The organism is Mesobacillus selenatarsenatis SF-1 (assembly GCF_000813125.1).
In the GTDB taxonomy this organism is placed as follows: Bacteria; Bacillota; Bacilli; order Bacillales; family Cytobacillaceae; genus Mesobacillus; species Mesobacillus selenatarsenatis.
On the sequence record NZ_BASE01000020.1, the window covers coordinates 18,231 to 38,285 of the forward strand.

The window sequence follows — 20,055 nt, forward strand, 5'->3', positions numbered from 1 at the left end:
TTATGGGATACAAATGTTAAAAATTGTTCTTATAATTGTACACTGGATAGTTGAATTATCCATGTTGCTTCACTATATTAAGGATGGTACATAATAACCGTCCGGTCAGTCACTGTGTGTTACCGCCGAAAGGAGTTCGCGTATGAAAATCAGTAATTTTTCGATTAGAAGGCCTGTATTTACATTAGTGACCATGTTCTTGGTCCTGATTCTTGGGGTTGTTTCATTGATGAGGATTCCTTTGAAACTGATCCCGGATATAAATCCGCCTGTTGGGGTAGTTGTGACCAATTATCAGGGAGCCAGTCCAGAGGAAGTTTTGGAAAAGGTGACGAAGCCACTCGAGGCTAATTTGGCTACGCTACCGGGAATCAAAACGATGACCTCTACTTCACAGGAAGGTGCCAACCTGATCCTGATGCAGTTTTCCTGGACAACCAATATTGATGATATCCAGGATGAAGTCATACAGAGAATGGATATGACACCGATTCCAGACGATGCGAATAAGCCGAGATTCATGAAGTTCGATCCGTCTCAATTTCCAGTCATCCAGCTTTCATTAAGCTCTGGCCAGGATGAATCTGCGCTAAGGGAGCTGGCTGAAGAGCTAGAACTGGAGCTTACCAAGGTCGAAGGGGTTGCAAGCGTCAATTTATCAGGTACATCAGTACAGGAAGTAAGGGTAGAGCTTGACCAGGAAAAGTTAAAGAGCTATAAACTGAGCCAGTCCGATGTTGTGGACCTGATCAGGGCTAATGATGTATCGATGCCTGGTGATACGATTTTGACAGATGGCAAAGAACTGACGACCAGGATCATCAGTACTTTGGATTCATTAGATACCTTAAAGAACTTGACAGTATTCAACAATCCGGTGACAAATCAGAAGGTCAAACTAGAGGATGTTGGAACAGTTGAGCTGCAAAAACAGGATGATAATACGATTACAAGGACGAACCAAACTCCTTCCGTACTGTTGAGTGTCCTGCAGCAATCGGATGCCAACACGGCAGAGGTTTCTGAAGCTTTTCTCGAAGAGTTGGAGACATTGCTTGAACGTGATAAATACGCTGGGATCGAGTCGGAGGTACTTTTTGACCAGGGAGATTACATAAAAATGGCAATCGGCAATATTACAACCTCCTTGATTCTCGGGGGATTGCTAGCGATGGCCGTTCTGTTCTTCTTCCTAAAAAATGTGAAGAGTCCGCTTATCATCGGGATAGCGATTCCGTATTCCGTCATCTTCACCTTCGTATTGATGTTCTTTGCTGATTTTACATTGAATATCATGACCCTTGGGGGACTGGCACTTGGTATCGGGATGCTGGTTGATAACGCCATCGTCGTTATCGAAAATATATATCGTCACCTTTCAATGGGCAAGGATCCGAAAACAGCGGCAAGGGATGGAGCTAAGGAAGTAGGAGCTGCCATTACTGCATCAACTTTGACGACTGTAGCAGTGTTTTTGCCAGTTGTCTTCATCTCTGGTATCATCGGCGAGCTGTTTACAGAGTTCGCTTTGACGATTTCATTCAGTTTGTTTGCTTCATTGGTGGTTGCATTGACTGTTGTCCCAATGTTAGCCAGCAGGCTATTGAAGGCTCCGAAGAAAAATCTCGAAGCGAGAAGGCAGCGTTCAGGCTCATTGAGAGGATTGGAAAAATCAATCAGGTGGGCACTTCGCCATCGATTCATCGTCATTCTGGTCACTTTGCTGATGCTGGCCGGAGGCGGTTATGGAGTGACAACAGTTGGCACCCAGTTCATCCCTCCTACTGATGAAGGATTCTTCAGCATCAGGGTGAATCTCGAAAATGGAGCCGCTCTTTCTGAGACTCAAAAAGTCATGGCTGCTCTCGAAGATAAATTGAAAGATGAAGAAGAGGTCGATGTTTATGTAAGCCTGGTTGGTACTACACAAGAGGCTTCATTCAGAGGCACGACGAATGCCAATGTCGGTGAACTGTATGTAAAGATGGATGAGCTTGAAGAACGGGAAATCAGTACCTTCCAGTTTGTCGATGATGTAAAAAAAGAGCTGGAACAAGCTGCGGCAAATGCAAACAACAGTGCTGAACTAGGTTTTAATATGCAGTCCACATCCGGTTCGGCTCCGAACACCCTGACTTTCAATGTTCGCGATACCAGTGAAAAACGGCTGAATGAGTCTGTTGATAGAATATATGAATCCCTGAATGAGCTCGATGATGTCAATGAGCTGACTACAAGCCAGAATGATACTGTTGAGGAAATTCAGATTACGGTTGACAGGGAAAAAGCACTGGCCCAGGGACTGGCACCAGCGCAAATTGCCATGATTGTTAACAATGTAACTCGTGGGGATATGGCAACACAAATGCCCGGTGAAGATGGGGGAATTCTTGGTGTATATGTGGAATATGATAGTGAAGTAACCAAGAATATCGATGAGCTGAAAAAGCTTTTGATCAAGAAGCCTGACGGTAACTATGTTACCCTTGGCCAGGTTGCCAATATTGAAACCGGCAGCGGCCCTGTCAGAATCCAGCGAATCAATCAGCAGGGTGCAGTGGAATTCACAATGAAATACAAATCCTCAACGAACCTTGGTGATATTTCCAAAAAGGTGGATGAGAGGATATCTGAGCTTGATTTACCAGAAGAAACTGAAGTTGTCTTCAGTGGAGACAGAGAGCTGCTTGAATCATCAATTGATGATCTTGTACTGGCTTTCGTACTGGCAATCATCTTGATTTATCTTGTCATGGCGGCCCAGTTTGAGTCACTGAAGTATCCATTTGTCATCATGTTCACGGTTCCGCTGATGGTAATTGGTGTCGCACTGGCGCTGACGGCAACGAGAACACCAGTAAGCTTGACGGTGGTGATCGGAATCATTGTGCTTGCAGGTATCGTAGTTAATAATGCAATTGTAATCGTTGACTACATCAACCAGAAGAAAGAGCGTGGTTTGATACCGCACGAAGCGATTGTTCTTTCGGTAAAAGACAGGGCACGGCCAATCTTGATGACGGCGTTGACGACCATTCTTGGCCTTCTTCCACTCGCGCTAGGCATTGGGGAAGGAACTGAAATTAACCAGCCAATGGGAATTACAGTCATTGGAGGCCTGATCAGCAGTACATTCCTGACCCTGTTTGTTATTCCGGTAGTCTATAGTTTCTTTGACAAGGACTATCGAAGAAGAAATAAAATGTATGCGACACCAGATGGCCATCTGGTACCAGCCTATCTGCTAAAAGAGCATACAGAATCAGAATATGAAACGGGAACAGAAGAAAGGCCGTCATCTATCCAAAAGGGAAAATACACGAAAGAAGAAATGGCCGGTATGTTAGAAGAGCTCCTTTACCAAATAAAAGACGAAGAAGATTCACATCAAGATTTTAGAAGACGAAGATAATGTGGGATGTCTGGCTGAAATTAGCCAGACATTTTTTTCTCCTAAAAAACATCACAATACACGAACAAGTTTCCTAAATGACTTGCACCTACCCCGTTATTTATCGTATTTTTCAGAATAGTTTGCAAAGTGATTGCAGATGTAAGCGCTTATCGTTAAAATATAGCTAATTAACGGTGAGGAGGATATTCATGGAGTACGGGTACTTTTTTACAGGATTTCCTGGATTCATCAGCAATCAATTAATTAGAGAAGTTTTACGAAAAAATGATGGTAAAGGAAAGATTCATGTATTGGTGTTGCCTAATATGGTAAAGAAGGCAGAGGCTGAGAGAGCAGCAATCATTCAGGATTTTAGCATGTCTGAGAGTCAGTTCGAGATTATAAAAGGGGATATTACAGTATCAGGCTTGGCGATTGACCATGAAAAGCAAGCAAAGCTTGAGTCGGCTGTAACGCATGTCTTCCACCTGGCAGCTATATATGACCTCGCGGTTCCTAAGGAAATTGCGTTCCGTGTGAATGTGGATGGAACAAGGTACGTGAATGAATGGGCGAGGACTTTAAAAAATCTCAAGCGCTATACGTATTTCAGTACCGGATATGTTGCAGGCAAACGGGAAGGTATATTGTATGAGGATGAATTAATCAAGCCACCCGGTTTCAAAAACTACTATGAAGAGACTAAATATGAAGCTGAAGTGCTCGTGGAAGCATTGAAGTCCGAGATTCCTGTCACCATCATCAGGCCAGGAATTGTTAAAGGCCATTCAGCAACTGGAGAAACCATTAAATTTGATGGCCCGTATTTCATCATGAATTTTATCGACCGCCTCAGCTTCATGCCATTCTTGCCAAAGCTTGGAAAAGGCGATACTGTTGTCAATCTTGTGCCAGTGGATTATATTATTGAGGCGACAACCTATTTAACCTTTGCTGATAAAGGAGCAGGGAAAACATATCATCTCACAGATCCCAAACCATACAAAGTGTCTGAGCTTTATGAAATGATGATGTACGAATTGTTGAAGAAGCAGCCAAAAGGTTCTGTACCACTGGCGCTCGCAAAAGGAGGACTCAATTTCAGGGTGCTCAGAAGGTATCTTGGAGTCGAAAAAGAAGCACTTGACTATTTTACATGGAGAGGCCATTTCGATTCGTCCCAGGCACAGGATGACTTAAAGGATTCAGGGATCGCATGCCCGGATTTCAAGGAAGGGATAGCTGCAATGGCGGCTTTCTATCGAGAAAATAAACATAATAATCAGTACCAAATAAACATTATATAAGACTTTAAATTATTGGCAGGTGAATGAACGTGCATTCAGTTGAAGAAGTGCAAAAGTTATCGGTATTGGCACCAGCGACAGGGGAGATTATTGCCGAAATCGAGGAGACGCCTGTCCATGAAGTTCCGTTCTTCTATCAGGAGGCGAGGAAGGCTTTTGGGGCTTGGAGCAGTCTTGCTATTTCTGAGCGTACCGGATATTTAAGAAAGCTGAAGCAGCTGATGGTCGATGAAATGGATGAAATTGCAAAAATCATCTCAGATGATACTGGCAAGGTATTGACCGAGTCAATTGTGGCCGATATTATGCCGACACTTGATGCAATCGATCATATTATCAAGCATGCTGAAAAGGTTCTTAGCAGGCAAAAAGTTAAAACACCTTTATTGCTTATCGGAAAAAAATCCTTTATTGAATATATGCCGCGTGGTGTCGTACTTGTAATATCACCCTGGAATTATCCGCTGCAGCTGGCGATGGTACCGATGATCAGCGCTCTGGCAGGAGGCAATTCTGTCATCCTAAAGCCATCAGAGGTGACCCCGCTTGTTGGTAAATGTATCGAAGACTTATTCAGGCGCTCTGGATTCCCGGAAGGAACTGTACAGGTTGCTCATGGCGGCAAGGAAGTTGGTGCTGCTTTCACATCGGGTAAGCCAGATTACATCTTCTTTACAGGCTCTGTCCGAACAGGGAAGATCATTCAGCAGCAGGCTGCGAAGGATTTGATTCCCACAACTCTGGAGCTCGGCGGCAAGGATCCAATGATTGTATTTGAAGATGCCAATCTCGACAGGGCAGTTAAGGCAGCTGCTTGGGGGGCTTTTACAAACAGTGGCCAGGTCTGTATGAGCGCTGAGCGGTTATATGTGGAACGGTCAATATATGGCAAGTTCCTTGAAAAATTGAAAAAAGAAGTCAACTCTCTTCAGCAGGGGAACGATATAAACTCAGATGTGGGGTCAATGACTTTTCCAGCCCAGAAAGACGTGGTAAGAGAACAACTGGATGAAGCACTTGAACGGGGGGCGAAATTGGAAACTGGATTGAAACCTTCTGATTGGAAGGAAGACATGTTCCTGCCGCTTACCGTCATTACTGAAGTCGAGCAAGACATGAAAATCATCCAGGAAGAATCTTTCGGCCCATTGCTTCCTGTTGTCCCATTCGATAGGGAAGAAGAAGCAATAGCATATGCTAATGGAACCGTATATGGACTAAATGCAAGTGTCTGGACTCAGGATAAAGCGAAGGCGCGTCGTGTCGCTTCCAAACTGGTTTCCGGAGCTGTGGTCATCAATGATGTACTTATTACTGTAGCCAACCATGGTCTTCCTTTCGGGGGAACTAAGGAAAGCGGCATTGGACGATATCATTCTGAGGCAGGTTTGAAGATCTTTTGTCATGAAAAAGCAATCATGGAAGACATGGGTTTTATGAAATCTGAAATTCAATGGTATCCGTATAAAGGTAAATATCCATTGTTCCTGAATTTATTCAAAAGCTATTTTGCCGACAAAAGAGATTGGCTCACTTTTGCTAAAAACTATATCGCCCTCTTGAAAAGTAACAAATAATTTTTAACCGTCCCGGTATTAGGGGCGGTTTTATTAATTTAGCCAAATGTTCCTATCCAGCTTATTATTGATCTGTATTTATATATTCAACATGGATCAGGTAATTCTTACGAAATTAATTTAACAATTAACTGGAAAAATGATAATTCGAAGCACAATTTGGACAATCTAAAACAAGTAGCAAAATGCACAGGATACAAAAAAAATTTCCATGTGTTCTTTTGACACTTTGGAAAATTAAACATTCATAAAGGTACCAATAATATGACTAAAGGATGAAACATGACGTGGCGATAAAAAAGAACTTAACCAAACTAGAAGCGGTAATGTGGAGCATCGCACTGCCAGGGTTTGCCCAGCTACTGACGGGGAACCTTGTAAAGGGCATTTTATTTGTCCTGCTTGAGTTCCTAGTTAACGTTAATAGTAATTTTAATAAAGGAATAATGTATAGCTTCCTTGGGGAGACGGAAAAGGCTATGCATGTCCTGGACTACCAGTGGCTGATGTTCTACCCATGTTTATATATGTTCGCCATGTGGGATGCGTATAGAAGTGCGATGCCTGCGGAAGAGAAAATCACCTTTTTGCCTTTTGTGTTCTCAGCCTATTTCGTAACAGTTGGTTTGATGATATCACCGAAGGTTAAAATATTTGGACTATTTCCAGGGCCTGTTTTCCTTCCAATGCTTTTTGTCATTCCCGGAGTGATTACCGGATTCTTGATCAGGAAGTTATTACTTAAGTTTTATTACAACTAGAATACATATTGCAATAAGTCCTATCTTCCTGGGAGAAATCTAAATTATGTTTTCTCCCGGTGGTGTGGTCCTTTTTTTATGCGGACTAAGCCAATAAATCGGTAAAAGATGGGAAGGTGGCAGACTTTAGTCGAGGTTGCCTTATAATATTTTATAAGAACTAAAATTCCTTGTAAAACCATATATATCAACAATGTTCTTAACACTTCAGTCATATTTTGACTGAAGCCTTTTTATTTTTTTCTAATAAAACCCCCATAACAAAGTAAGCGCAAACGTAACCTTGTAATGATTAAAGCGGCCGCTCCTAAAAACTTACGAGGTGAATTGAGAATGAAGAAACTTTCTAACCAAGAGATGAAAAAAATCGCCAAGAGTACATTGGCTTTAGTGCTTGCTGGAACATTTACATTTTCGCCAGTTGCAATGGCAGAAGAGAACAATTCTGAGGTTGAAACTGTAGAACTGCAAAATGTCAGCCCTGAAGAGCTTGAAGAAGCAAAGACACAGGTCGATGAGCTTGAAGAAATAAACCCATCTTTGATTCCTGGTGACTTCTTCTACTTTGCTAAAATCGCACTGGAGAAAATAAGGCTTGCTTTTACATTTGATAATGCTAAAGAAGCAGAATTGCTTGCTACATACGCCGCAGAACGCCTTCAAGAGGCAAGTGCTCTATTTGCTGAGGGAAATGAAGAAGAAGCCCTTAAAGTAATCGAAGCAGCTGTTGAATATATGGAATCTTCACAAGAGATTGTAGATGAGGAAGTATCAAATGAAGAAGATGCTGACCTTGAAGAAGGAACAGACCCAGAAGATGGTACACCATCTGATGAAGACACAGAGGAAGCAGATTCTGAAGAATCGACTGAAGATGGCGAAGAGCCTGCTGACGATGTTGTAGCTGAAGAGCCTGGCGATGAAGACGCGGAAGAAGGGTCTGAGGAAGAAGAGGTTGTAAGTGAAGATCCTTTCGAAGAAATCGAAGGAATGCTCAGACAGAATATCATTGCATTAAAAGCTGCCATGGAACACGTGGGCAATGAAAATGCAAGAGCGCAACTTCAAAAGAACATTGACAAAACATACGCTAAAATGGCAAAAAAATTGGCTAAATTAGAAGAAAAGTATGCAGAGAAGCCTGTTGAGGAAGAAGATACACAAACAACTGAGCCAGTAGAACTAGAACCAGTGGTTGAGTCAGATCTTCTGCCTGCTGATGAAACACCAGTTGTTGAAGAGCCTGCTGAAGAAACAATGCCTGTAAATGACGACACAGCTGTAGTACCGGTAGTGTCACCAAAAGCTGAAAAAGAAAAAGCTAAACAAGAGCGTAAAGCACAAAAGGCTGTTGAAAAACAGGAACGCAAGGAAGCTAAACAGCAAAAGAAAGAAGAAAAACACCAGGCTAAGCAAGATAAGAAACAAGAAAAGAATTCAAAGAAACATGAAAATAAAGGCAATGGAAATGGCAAAGGTAACGGAAAAGGTAATGATAAAAACTAATTCATAATGAACAATAGACTCGAAAAGGTAGCCTTATGTGGCTATCTTTTCACTGCCTAACCACAGATAGATAAATTGACAGTCATGATATAATGTGGGGAGGAAAGAGGTGAGGCTATTGCTAAGTTTATTGTTCATGGCAAAGAAAAAGCGCAGACCACTGGAAGAAACTGTAGAGAAAATCCACCAGGGGGATGCTGCTTTAAGAGAAGAATTAATTGATTCTTATAAGCCATTTATCGCGAAGACTGTTTCGTCTGTCTGCAAGAGATACATACATGAATCGGACGATGAATTTAGCATTGGTCTCATCGCATTCAATGAGGCAATCCAAAAATATTCATCTGAAAAAGGGAATTCATTATTAAGTTTTGCAGAGGTAATGATTAAGCGGAGGGTCATTGATTATATCCGACAGCAGAGCCGGAATCAAAACCTCAGCTTCAATATATCGAATGATCCAAATGAGGAAGAACAGCAAAGATCGACCATTGAAGATGAGCTTTCTCTTGATGATTTCCGTAAAAAGACAGAACAGGAACTAAGAAGAGAAGAGATCATCCAATTCCAAGCTGTATTAAAAGACTTTGATCTGTCTTTCCAGGATTTGCTCGAGCAGTCGCCTAAGCATGCAGATGCCCGCAAAAATGCGATGCTTGTTGCAAAATCAATGGTTGAAAACGAGGAATTAAAGAACTTGCTTCTCGATAAAAAGCGCTTGCCAATCAAGCAATTGGAAGACATGGTCAAAGTCAGCAGAAAAACCATAGAGAGAAACAGAAAATATATTATTGCAATTGCACTTATTTTAATTGGGGATTATGTATATTTAAAGGATTATATTAAAGGGGTGTTAGAGACATGAGAAAAGGGGTTATCCTTGAAATCAATGATCTTTACCTAACATTGTTGACCCCCGAAGGCGAGTTTTTACGGGCCCGAAAGCTTCAACAAGATTATCAGGTAGGAGAAGAAATTCATTTTTTTCCAGAAACGCTAACTGTTAAAAAGAAAAGATTCAATCTATCGTTTTTAAATAGCTTTAAGGCAAGGAGTATTGCTCTTGCAGCAGTATTCATGCTTGCAATGACTGCGCTTGTTCCTGCGTACCAAAACGGACAGGTTTATGCATTTATGTCCATTGATGTGAATCCAAGCATTGAACTGGCAGTCAATGATGATTTAAAGGTCCTTCGTATGAAAGGGTATAATCCTGAAGGGGAAGAAATCATTGGGGAAATAAAAGACTGGAAGAAGAAGGATGCAGCTGTGGTTGCAGAGATGATCATCGAGGAAATCAAGGATGAAGGTTTCTTAACACAAGAAAAAGACGTTGTCATCGCGACTGTTCATAATAAGAAAGCTAAAGAATCTGTGGACCAAAAACTTGAAAAGAAGATATCAGAAATAAAGAAATCAACACAAATTGAAAACTTGAATCTTAAAGTGATGGAAGCAACAATTGAAGACAGGGAGAAGGCACAAAAGCAGGGTGTTACAACTGGCGTATACAAAGAAAAGCAAAAGGATACGCTGAAGCCTGCTGGCAAGCTGGATGAAAAGGAAAAAGCCAAACCAGAGCCAGGAAAGAAAGACCCTGTTCCTTCTGTTGTCCCACAGCCTGAAAAGAAGGAACCACCAGGTCAGGTGAAGAAAAAAGATCCTCAGGTTCCAAAAGAACCAAACAAGGCGGAACAGCCTGCACAAGATAAAGGCAAAGGAAATAAAAATTCCGGAAAGAACGGTAATGGCCAGGATAACAACAAGAATTGGCAAGGTAACAACAACAAACATGCTGATAAAGGCAATAGCAAAAAAAATGGTCAGAACCAAAAACAATATAAAGCTGAAAAAAAGTCTAACAACCAACAAGGCCCCAGAAGTGACAACATGGGGCGATCAGGGGAAAATAAAGACAATCCTGGAAATAAATAGTTAATTGTAAAAGTCCGGAATTTAATCCGGACTTTTTTCCATGTCCATATTCAATTGTTTATGGAGATAGTGGATATGCTATATGCAATAACTACTCCATCAATTTATTGCTGGTTTTGGCCAGAGATCTGTGCCTGTGCTTGCTGAACAAGGCGTTTAGTGATTTCTCCTCCGACTGAGCCATTTGCTCTTGAAACTGTATCGGAACCAAGATTCACTCCAAATTCCTGAGCGATCTCATATTTAACCTGGTCCATGAACTGTTCAACGCCAGGAACCAGCAATTTATTTGAATTACGAGCCATCATTATCAACTCCTTTGTTAGTATACAGAGAAAAATTTCTCTGTATAGATAGTTTGAACATTGAAGGTGAATTCATAAGTGGTAATCTTTTATCCTTTTGGATAATGTTTACCTGATTTTTGGCTCTATTAAAGCTCATCGGTGGTGGTGTTAAACACTGTTGATTCTTGCCGAAGGCGTAAAGGATGGATGGAAACTGCAAGAAAGTACTTTATTAATCAGATGATATTCTTTATCATAGGTATGGTATGTAAATGAATCAGGGCTGAAAGGAAGCAATTATGTGGATTAATATTAGAAGAAGGTTGAACAAATTATCTCCTGCGCAAATTATCGTAGCTTATTATTTGATTGCGGTAATTGTCTCGATGAGCTTATTAAGTTTGCCTATTGCCATACAGCCCGGGGCAAAATGGTCTTTCATGGATGCGTTATTCACTGCCGCAAGTGCTGTCAGTGTTACCGGACTTTCAGTAATAACGGTACGTGATACTTTTACTGTACCGGGAATCTTTATCCTCATGTTCGTCCTGCAGTTCGGCGGGATTGGAGTCATGGCGCTTGGCACATTCTTCTGGTTAATTATAAGGAAGAAAATTGGGCTGAAGGAACGCAGATTAATCATGATGGACCAGAACCAGACATCGATGTCAGGGCTCGTGAAGATGCTGAAAGAAATTCTGGTCATTATTGTCATAATTGAATTAATTGGTGCACTGCTATTAGGACTATATTTCTTAAAATACTTTCCGACATGGCAAGAAGCATTTCTTCATGGTTTGTTTGCATCTGTCAGTGCTACAACCAATGGAGGGTTTGATATTACCGGAGCCTCACTGATCCCGTATGCACAGGATTATTTTGTAGTTACAATCAATATGCTATTGATTACACTTGGTGCAATTGGTTTCCCTGTGCTGGTTGAACTGAAAAGTTTCCTGTTCAGGAGCAAAAAAAGTGGGCCGTTCCGTTTCTCACTATTTCTAAAGATTACTACTCTTACGTTCCTTTGCCTCCTTATCTTCGGAACCGTTGCAATTTGGGTACTGGAATATAATCATTTCTTATCTGATAAATCTCTGTTGGATTCATTCTTTTATGCTTTTTTCCAGTCCACGACAACCAGAAGTGGTGGCTTGGCGACAATGGATGTAAATGATTTTACTGACCCTACCTTATTTCTGATGGCAGCTCTGATGTTTATCGGGGCATCACCGAGTTCGGTCGGCGGAGGGATTCGGACAACAACTTTTGCGATAAATCTCTTGTTCCTTTACCACTTTGCGAGAGGAAGACGAGCAATCAGGGTATTTAACAGAGAGTTGCACCAGGATGATATAATCAAGTCTTTGGTTGTCTCCATCATGGCTGTACTTATATGTTTCTTTGCCGTCCTTATTCTGATGGTTACGGAGAATCAATCACTATTAGCCATCATTTTTGAAGTTGCATCTGCGTTCGGAACAACAGGCTTATCCATGGGTATCACTCCAGAGCTTTCGGCGATTGGAAAAATGGTTCTAATTATTTTGATGTTCATTGGAAGAGTTGGAGTCATATCCTTCCTGTTGATCATTGGCGGTAAAACAGAAAAAGAAAGCATCCATTATCCAAAGGAACGTGTGATAATTGGTTAATGGTTCATATCAAAAAATCCGGGATATCCCGGATTTTTTGTTTCCTTTAATGATTTTCCTACAAGTTTGCCTGGCTCTCATTGTCGTAGTGGGCTGATTATTAATCCTGGCCTTTGCTCACATCTTTTGTAGGGTGCATAAATGGATAGGCCTGCGGCTTTCTCTTTTCTTCAAGAAGATCCCTGTTTTCAGCAGTGTTCCACCCTATATCATTTGTAGGGTGTACCCATTCATCGCCGGCCATGACTGCTGGATCTGTCTCGTCAGTCCAATTTTCAAGCGGAGAATTTTCTGATGCGTAGAGACTGTCTCCGATGATGACTCCATGCTCATTCTTGAATGGAGCTTTCATTTCGATGCCTGTATCTTTAAAGCTCGGAGCATTTATTTGATGGGGCATGGTTTCCTCGATATCCAATGGTTTTAGCTCACGATCTTTTTTTGCCATTTCAGCTCCTCCTTTTTGAGGTTATTTTTTGTCTTATGACGAATTTTATTAGATTGATCCTTTTGTAAAATTAGGTAATCAAATCAGTACATAGCCTATCGCCGATTGAAAAAAATAGTAGTATGGAGGTGGTTAGAATGGCTAAACGGAAGGCAGAAAGAAATGCATTGGCTAAATATACAAATACACCTAAGAAAAATCTTCAGGAAAGCGAATTTTCTGCAGAGTTTGCTCATGGGGAAGATCCAGGCAAATTTGCCAATAGAAATTCAAAGCAAGGCAGGAAAGGAAGATCGTGATGAAAAAGCATGAAGGTCGGCACCAAAAGCCAATAAACGTTGAGTTTGGCATGGAATTTGGCGATATAAATGCTGGAAAGCTTTATGAGCTCCCTTTTTCAGGAAGAAAAGCGAAGCCCAAAGCTGATAAGGAATGTAAGTAGTTGAAAATAAAAAGCCGGCTGATTAAGCCGGCTTTACATCTTGCACTTTAAAAGTGAAAAATTGGGGATGTTCCAATTTAGAATCAAAATAAACAAGCATGTATGAAGGGGAGTACTCAATTTCTCCATCTTCAATAAACTTCTCCAGGTCAATCGTGATATCCTCAAGCAGTGTATGCTTATACAAATCTTTTTCACTGATATTCAATTCTGAGTACTGATGGCCAAGGGCATCAGGGTTATGAATGATGCCACGGTACAATTCAGAACGCTCCTGCTTGTCCAGACTCAGTTCCCACCATGGCTTTCGTGGCTTATGTTTCATGCTTGCAAGGTAATCATACTTCATCAAGCATTCAATCGCTTCTAAATTGTCCACACCTTTTTCCTCGAGAAAATTGAACAGCCTTTTGAACAGGTCTTCGAGCTGATGGCCAATCCGGGACCATCCTCTTGTCTCCCAATAAGAGCCGAATTCCTGGAAGAAATCAAATGGTGATGGGAAAACCTTTGTGACTAGATATTCCACCGTAAGATCCATCCGGTGGTCATTCCAATATTTTTCAAGTACATCTTCAACTTGCTTGATCTTGATGATATCGTTGAAATCAAGGACATTATTCCCAAGGATTTCATATGGTGAATGATCCATATAAACATAATCATGCTGGTCAGCCCGCAGTCTCAATCCAGTCCCTCTCAGCATCTTCAGGAAGCCAAGCTGCAATTCTTCGGGCCGCATTGCAAACACATCATTAAATGTTTTTTTGAACGATTGATAATCTTCTTCGGGCAAACCGGCAATTAAGTCAAGGTGCTGGTCAATCTTGCCGCCTTCCTTGACCATTGTCACGGTACGCTTTAGCTTATCGAAATTCTGTTTTCTCATCACCAATTCATTTGTATAATCATTAGTCGACTGTACGCCAATTTCAAAGCGGAATAATCCTGCAGGCGCTTCCTGGTTCAAGAATTCAATGACCTCTGGACGCATGATATCAGCAGTGATTTCGAATTGGAACACAGTCCCAGGAAGATGCTCATCAATCAGGAACCGGAACATTTCCATTGCGTAGCTTCGGCTGATATTGAATGTCCTGTCGACGAATTTGATTGTCTTCGCACCATTCGTCATTAGATAACGGATATCTTCCTTGACCTTCTCCCTGTCGAAGTAACGGACACCGACTTCAATGGAGGAGAGACAAAACTGGCAGCTGAAAGGGCAGCCGCGACTTGTTTCGAGATAAGTTACCCTTTTAGAGAGATGGGGAAGATCTTCTTCAAAACGATATGGTGATGGAAGTTCTTTTAAATCCAGCTTATTGCGTTGGGGATTCATTTGGATGCTGTCGTTTTTTCGATAAGCTATGCCAGGTACTCCCGAAAAATCCGCTCCTGAATCTAGTGCGGAAAGAAGCTGCTTGAATGTCTGTTCACCTTCACCAATGACAATGAAATCAAACTCTGGCACTTCCTTCATCCAATCCTGAACGTCGTAAGTAACCTCTGGCCCCCCGGCAATGATTTTAATTTCCGGGTTAATCTTTTTGATCATCTTGATAACTTTTATGGTTTCTTCAATATTCCAAATGTAGCAGCTGAATCCAATGACATCAGGTTGCTTTTGAATCAAGTCTGACACGATATTAATGACGGGATCCTTGATTGTATACTCAACTAGCTTCAAGTCAAACTCTGGTTGAGCATATGCCTTCAAATACCTGATTGCAAGATTGGTGTGTATATACTTCGCGTTGAGCGTTGTTAGTACTATGTTCATTGAAAAATCTCCTTTGTAAAAATCCAGCAGCAAATCAACTTTTAATTATATCTCAGTTTAGACAAAAAAGACAGGTGGAATGCAGTTGAAAAAATGAAAAGAGCCATTCCCTGGAATGAATGGCTCTTGATAATGCTTATATTAGAAAGTTTTAACTACTCAATAGCTTCCGTCGATAGAACCTCAGGATGGCTGTGAACCGGTTTTTAAGGCGGTTGATTCTTGAGGTTTTAAACTCGATGAGCGGTTGTGCTATTGCTGCTGCGTACTTGCTGGACAACAGGAGAGTCAGCAGCAGTGCGATGACTGCAAGCAAAAGGATTCGTTCAGGACTATGGAAGAAGTTCTGAATTTCGCTTTCACGGAAGGTTCGTACAAAAAAGCCGTGCAGCAGATATACGTAAAGCGTATTTTTTCCCAGGTCTGTAAAGAAATATTGCTTCTTTGGAACGATTGTCAAGAAGCTGAACACCATCAGCAGGCTCAATAAGTAAAAGCCTAAACGAGTGAACATGCTTGATATTGAAGCTGCTTCCATCAATGAGTAAGGTTTAGAACCAAGAAGCCATTTATAGTCTATATCTGGATTGAAATAAAATCCTAAGAATACAATGGCGAAGGTTACCAGTGCTCCAACTTTGAAGGCTGGCCTTGTAAGTGTTTGGATATGATCCTTTGTCAAATGGTACCCGAGCAGGAACAATGGAAAGAAAACAAAGGTCCTTGAAAGACTTAAATAGTTGGATATCCAATCTACATATCCGACAGCTAAGCCTAATCCAAATGCAATCAAAAGTCCAATGGGTGCTTTAATTCTTGAAAAACCGATCAGCATGATATTCCAGCAGAATAAACTGATCAAAAACCATAGAGACCAGTGCGGATTCAATGGATCCATCGTAAAAGTGGACTTGCTGTATAGGAAATAATAGAAAATAGAATAGATCAGCTGAAAAATAAAGTAAGGCAGTATTAATTTCTTGGCAATTTTCATTACATAGCCTTTTTTATTGAAGCCTCTCGCAAAAAATCCAGAAACAAGGATGAAGGCCGGCATATGGAATGTATAAATAACTTTATAAACATTATAAATCATTTCATTGTCTTCAATGAACGAGCGCAAAAGATGGCCAAATACGACGAAAAAAATCAAGATGAACTTGGCATTGTCAAAGTAGTAATCTCGTTGTTTCATATTTCCTCCCTTAATTAGAGACCCCCAAAATACTAACCCTTTTTTACCCCGTCCAGGATAATTGCAAACCAGGCTAATTGCTCAATATTAAGGAATAAAATCCTGAATCAGGAATAAATGTTTCTGTACTATTACAAATTTCTTTCTGTTATATAAAAGATTTTCATTATAAGATACGGCTTAAGCTGAATATTTTTGGGTGTGTTCCAATAAAAAAATTCAAATGTTTGATATATGTCACAGCTTAATAATTGTAAAGTCGATAAAATTATTTGTGGGGAATGTTTTAAGTCAATTACCTTTACAACCAAATTGGGGAGGGAGAATATGTCTATCTTACCGAAAAAGAATGAATTAGGGTTTTACGAGATAAGACTTGAATCGATTGGAGGACTTGGTGCAAACCTTGCAGGAAAGATGCTTGCGGAAGCAGGTGTCCTTGGTCTTGGTTTGAACGGATCCAACTTTTCATCATATGGATCGGAGAAAAAGGGATCGCCGGTGAAAAGCTTTGTCCGTTTCTGTGAACCAGACACTGAAATCAGGGTCCACAGTCCAATAGAAGAGCCGCATGTTGTCGGCGTATTTCATGAGGCACTTTATAAGATGGTCGATGTAGTAAGCGGGTTGCGTCCGGACGGAATCCTGCTGGTGAATTCGACGAGAGATTTTGACGACATCAAAAAAGATCTTCATCTTGAGCATGGAACACTGGCAATTGTTGATGCGCTATCCATCGCTGTCGAAGAAAAAACGAAAGTAAATACTGCGATGCTTGGTGCATTGTACCGGATCATTGATTTCCTCGATCCCGAAGCGATGAAAAATGTTATCCGCAAAACTTTTGAAAAGAAATATCCTCATTTAGTTGAGCCGAATATCAGAACGTTCGAGAGAGGCTATAATGACGTTCAATTTAAAACATACGCACCAGAAGAAGGAGCACAGGGCAAAGAATTCAAGCGCCCAATGCCGCTTCTAGGATATGAAACACAAGAAATCGGCGGTGTGATTACAGCGCAGGCAAATAGTATCCTCAAGGATTTAAGCGGTTCCAGACAAGGATTCCTGCCCCAATTCAATCAGCAAGAATGTATCAATTGTGCCGCATGTGATACTGCATGTCCTGATTATTGCTTTGTATGGGAAGAAGGAGAGGACAAACGCGGCAGAAAGCAAATGTTCCTAAAGGGAATCGATTATCAATATTGCAAAGGCTGCCTGAAGTGTGTTGAGGCATGTCCAACTACTGCGCTCGGCGAGCTGAGGGAAATGATCGGCTATGCTGAGGAGAATCAAGTAAAACATAACTATCCTTATGTGGCTGGAGGGGTTTCTTAATGTCCGTTCTTGAAGAAAACGTAAAGGCAATGAGTACAGCAGAACAGGTGACAACCTTTGAATCCGGAAATGAAATGGCGGCAATGGCTGCAGCTCAGATCAATTATCATATCATGGGCTATTTTCCGATTACCCCTTCTACAGAAGTTGCCCAGTATCTCGATATGATGAAATCCAGGGGCGAGCATGATATCAAATTGATTCCTGCTGATGGTGAACATGGTTCCGCGGGAATCTGTTACGGTGCTGCAGCAACCGGAGCCCGCGTGTTCAACGCAACAAGCGCGAACGGGTTGATGTATATGCTTGAGCAGCTCCCGGTACAATCTGGAACACGTTATCCAATGGTCTTGAACCTGGTAACTCGTTCAATCAGCGGTCCGCTGGATATCCGCGGTGACCATTCAGATTTGTATTTTGCGTTAAATACAGGCTGGGTAATCCTCACTGCCAGGACACCACAGGCTGTTTACGATATGAACATTATGGCACTGAAAATCGCCGAACACTCAGATGTGCGCCTGCCGGTCATGGTCGCTTATGATGGCTTCTTTACATCCCACCAAAAGCGCAAAGTGAACTTTTTCAAGGATCGGGCTGTAGTCCAAAGATTTGTTGGCGAAGCGCCGACTGAATATAATTTTGCCAGAGATCCTAAGAAGCCGTTGACAATCGGAGCGCATATGAATGGCGACGACTTGATGAATAACCACTTCCAACAATCGGAAGCGATGTACAGAGCGAAAGATGTTTATAAAGAAGTAGCTGCAGAATATGCAAAACTATCAGGAAGAAACTATGATATTCTTGACCTTTATCAAATGGAAGATGCTGACGTAGCGTTGTTCCTGTTGAACTCAGCTGCAGAGTCTGCCAAGGATGTTGTAGACAGACTTCGTGAGAAGGGAATCAAGGCAGGTGTAATCAGCCCTAACATTATCCGACCATTCCCTGCACAAGAAATCAGGAAAGCACTGAAGAATGTGAAATCATTGCTTGTAGGTGAGCGTGCTGATTCCTACGGCGGTCATGGGCCTAACCTGACACACGAAATTAAGTCAGCGCTGCAGGAAGACAGGGACAATGCAACAATCGTCCAGAGCAGGGTGTTTGGACTTGGCGGCAAGGACTTCTATGCGGATGATGCTGAAGCATTTTTCAATATGGCGATCGACGCTGTGGAAAAAGGATACGCAGAAAAGCCGTTCGACTATTACGGACATGTTGCTGGCGATCCTGAAAAAGCATTGAAGCAAGTTATTGAGCCACAGCATGGCGATGTCTATAATTCAGGGCTTATCCAGGTAACAAGAGATGAAGAAAAGAATAAACTGAATGTCAAAATTCCGCCATTAAGAGCGTTGACTTCCAAGCCGAAACGAATTGCATCAGGTCATGGGGCATGTCCAGGCTGTGGAATCTTCGGCGGACTGGAATTATTCTTTAAAGGAATTGAAGGAGATCTCGTCATTCTTTTCCAAACAGGCTGTGCGTACGTTGTTACAACAGCGTATCCTCATACATCCCATAAGCAGACGACGATCCATAATCTGTTCCAGAATGGTGCGGCAACATTATCAGGAACGCTCGAAGCCTTCCTTGAACTGAAGCGCCGTGGTGAAATCGAAGTGTCTGCAGATGCTACCTTCGTTATGGTAACCGGTGATGGCGGTATGGACATCGGCATGGGATCGGCAATCGGCACGGCACTTCGCGGTCACAAGCTAATTATGCTTGAGTACGATAACGAGGGCTATATGAATACAGGTTCCCAGCTTTCATACTCTACTCCTTTTGGCCACATGACGAGCACATCAAACGTCGGCAAGGCACAACAGGGTAAGGCGTTCCATCATAAGGATACAGCCCAGATCATGGCTTCTACCAATATTCCTTATGTATTTACTGGAACCGAAGCCTTCCCGCAGGACCTAGTAAAAAAGGCTGCGAAGGCACAGTGGTATGCGCAAAATGTAGGGACTGTATACGGTAAGCTTTTGATAACATGCCCACTTAACTGGAAATCGGAAGACCGCTTTGGCCAGACAATTGTCGAGGCAGCTGTGAATTCGAACTTCTTCCCGTTATACGAAGTGGAGCAAGGTGTCACAAACATCACTTACAATCCAGAAGCAAAAAACAAGAAGATCCCATTGGAAGATTGGTTGAAATATATGGGTAAAACCAAGCATCTGTTAAAAGAAGAAAATAAGGATATGCTCGTGGAATTTGAAGAAGAAGTCGAAAAAAGGTGGCAGCGCCTAAAGGCTAAGCACGAAAACGAATATCTTTAAGACAGAGAAGCCAGGGAAACCTGGCTTCTTTTCATATACACTTGCCAGACATGGCTGAATCCGACTTTTGATGATTCTTGTAGCATTTTAGGCCTCTATAAAGGTATTGCTCCAGAGAGGAAAGGTGTCC

At 41.7% G+C, this 20,055-nt stretch carries 16 protein-coding genes; 12 read left to right on the forward strand and 4 right to left on the reverse strand.

The features are described 5' to 3' along the window. Positions 1 to 142 precede the first annotated feature (142 nt). From TY49_RS05090 to TY49_RS05120, 7 genes are all read left to right on the forward strand, one after another. On the forward strand, positions 143 to 3,412 hold the full coding sequence (locus tag TY49_RS05090; protein ID WP_041964826.1) for an efflux RND transporter permease subunit: 3,270 nt from the start codon (positions 143 to 145) through the stop codon (positions 3,410 to 3,412). 191 nt (positions 3,413 to 3,603) lie between these two features. Next, positions 3,604 to 4,701: an SDR family oxidoreductase gene (locus TY49_RS05095; RefSeq protein ID WP_041964827.1), complete on the forward strand. Its 1,098-nt coding sequence runs from the start codon at positions 3,604 to 3,606 to the stop codon at positions 4,699 to 4,701. A 29-nt stretch (positions 4,702 to 4,730) separates the two neighbouring features. Next, on the forward strand, positions 4,731 to 6,278 hold the full coding sequence (locus TY49_RS05100) for an aldehyde dehydrogenase family protein (RefSeq protein WP_084135383.1): 1,548 nt from the start codon (positions 4,731 to 4,733) through the stop codon (positions 6,276 to 6,278). 326 nt (positions 6,279 to 6,604) lie between these two features. Then, positions 6,605 to 7,039 carry a hypothetical protein gene (locus TY49_RS05105; RefSeq protein WP_232310379.1) on the forward strand — a complete coding sequence of 145 codons (435 nt, stop codon included), beginning with the start codon at positions 6,605 to 6,607 and terminating at the stop codon, positions 7,037 to 7,039. Between the two features lie 333 nt (positions 7,040 to 7,372). Continuing rightward, positions 7,373 to 8,545, forward strand: a complete 1,173-nt coding sequence (locus TY49_RS05110) for a DUF5667 domain-containing protein (RefSeq protein ID WP_052442092.1) — start codon at positions 7,373 to 7,375, stop codon at positions 8,543 to 8,545. Positions 8,546 to 8,663: 118 nt separating this feature from the next. After that, a complete protein-coding gene (gene sigI, locus TY49_RS05115; RefSeq protein WP_041964838.1) occupies positions 8,664 to 9,410 on the forward strand; it encodes an RNA polymerase sigma factor SigI in 747 nt (248 codons plus the stop codon). Beyond that, on the forward strand, positions 9,407 to 10,480 hold the full coding sequence (locus tag TY49_RS05120; RefSeq protein ID WP_052442093.1) for an anti-sigma factor domain-containing protein: 1,074 nt from the start codon (positions 9,407 to 9,409) through the stop codon (positions 10,478 to 10,480). Before sigI ends, TY49_RS05120 begins: the two co-directional genes overlap by 4 nt. Before the next feature lie 104 nt (positions 10,481 to 10,584). On the opposite strand, the gene TY49_RS05125 is transcribed toward TY49_RS05120, so the two are convergent. Beyond that, positions 10,585 to 10,785: an alpha/beta-type small acid-soluble spore protein gene (locus TY49_RS05125; RefSeq protein WP_041964830.1), complete on the reverse strand. Its 201-nt coding sequence runs from the start codon at positions 10,783 to 10,785 to the stop codon at positions 10,585 to 10,587. A 281-nt stretch (positions 10,786 to 11,066) separates the two neighbouring features. Between TY49_RS05125 and TY49_RS05130 the strand changes: the two genes are divergently transcribed. Then, complete coding sequence (locus TY49_RS05130; RefSeq protein WP_041964831.1) at positions 11,067 to 12,422, forward strand: TrkH family potassium uptake protein; 1,356 nt, start codon at positions 11,067 to 11,069, stop codon at positions 12,420 to 12,422. Positions 12,423 to 12,522: 100 nt separating this feature from the next. On the opposite strand, the gene TY49_RS05135 is transcribed toward TY49_RS05130, so the two are convergent. Next, positions 12,523 to 12,870, reverse strand: coding sequence for a DUF3905 domain-containing protein (locus TY49_RS05135; protein WP_041964832.1), 348 nt, complete (start codon positions 12,868 to 12,870; stop codon positions 12,523 to 12,525). A 137-nt stretch (positions 12,871 to 13,007) separates the two neighbouring features. Between TY49_RS05135 and ykzP the strand changes: the two genes are divergently transcribed. Then, the gene (gene ykzP, locus TY49_RS24900; protein ID WP_023615140.1) at positions 13,008 to 13,169 is read left to right on the forward strand and encodes a protein YkzP; all 162 of its coding nucleotides are present in this window, start codon (positions 13,008 to 13,010) and stop codon (positions 13,167 to 13,169) included. After that, entirely contained in the window at positions 13,169 to 13,312 is a 144-nt protein-coding gene (gene ykzE / locus TY49_RS24905) for a protein YkzE (protein WP_198135587.1), read from the forward strand. The genes ykzP and ykzE overlap by 1 nt, the downstream gene beginning before the upstream one ends. Positions 13,313 to 13,334: 22 nt before the next feature. Here ykzE and TY49_RS05140 read toward each other — a convergent pair whose 3' ends face one another. Together TY49_RS05140 and TY49_RS05145 are read right to left on the reverse strand one after the other, a co-directional pair. Then, positions 13,335 to 15,095: a B12-binding domain-containing radical SAM protein gene (locus tag TY49_RS05140; RefSeq protein WP_041964833.1), complete on the reverse strand. Its 1,761-nt coding sequence runs from the start codon at positions 15,093 to 15,095 to the stop codon at positions 13,335 to 13,337. A 151-nt stretch (positions 15,096 to 15,246) separates the two neighbouring features. Then, a complete protein-coding gene (locus TY49_RS05145) occupies positions 15,247 to 16,290 on the reverse strand; it encodes an acyltransferase family protein (protein ID WP_041964834.1) in 1,044 nt (347 codons plus the stop codon). A 327-nt stretch (positions 16,291 to 16,617) separates the two neighbouring features. Between TY49_RS05145 and TY49_RS05150 the strand changes: the two genes are divergently transcribed. Together TY49_RS05150 and TY49_RS05155 are read left to right on the forward strand one after the other, a co-directional pair. Then, complete coding sequence (locus TY49_RS05150; RefSeq protein WP_041964835.1) at positions 16,618 to 17,631, forward strand: 2-oxoacid:acceptor oxidoreductase family protein; 1,014 nt, start codon at positions 16,618 to 16,620, stop codon at positions 17,629 to 17,631. Then, on the forward strand, positions 17,631 to 19,925 hold the full coding sequence (locus TY49_RS05155; protein WP_041964836.1) for a thiamine pyrophosphate-dependent enzyme: 2,295 nt from the start codon (positions 17,631 to 17,633) through the stop codon (positions 19,923 to 19,925). Before TY49_RS05150 ends, TY49_RS05155 begins: the two co-directional genes overlap by 1 nt. Positions 19,926 to 20,055 lie beyond the last annotated feature (130 nt).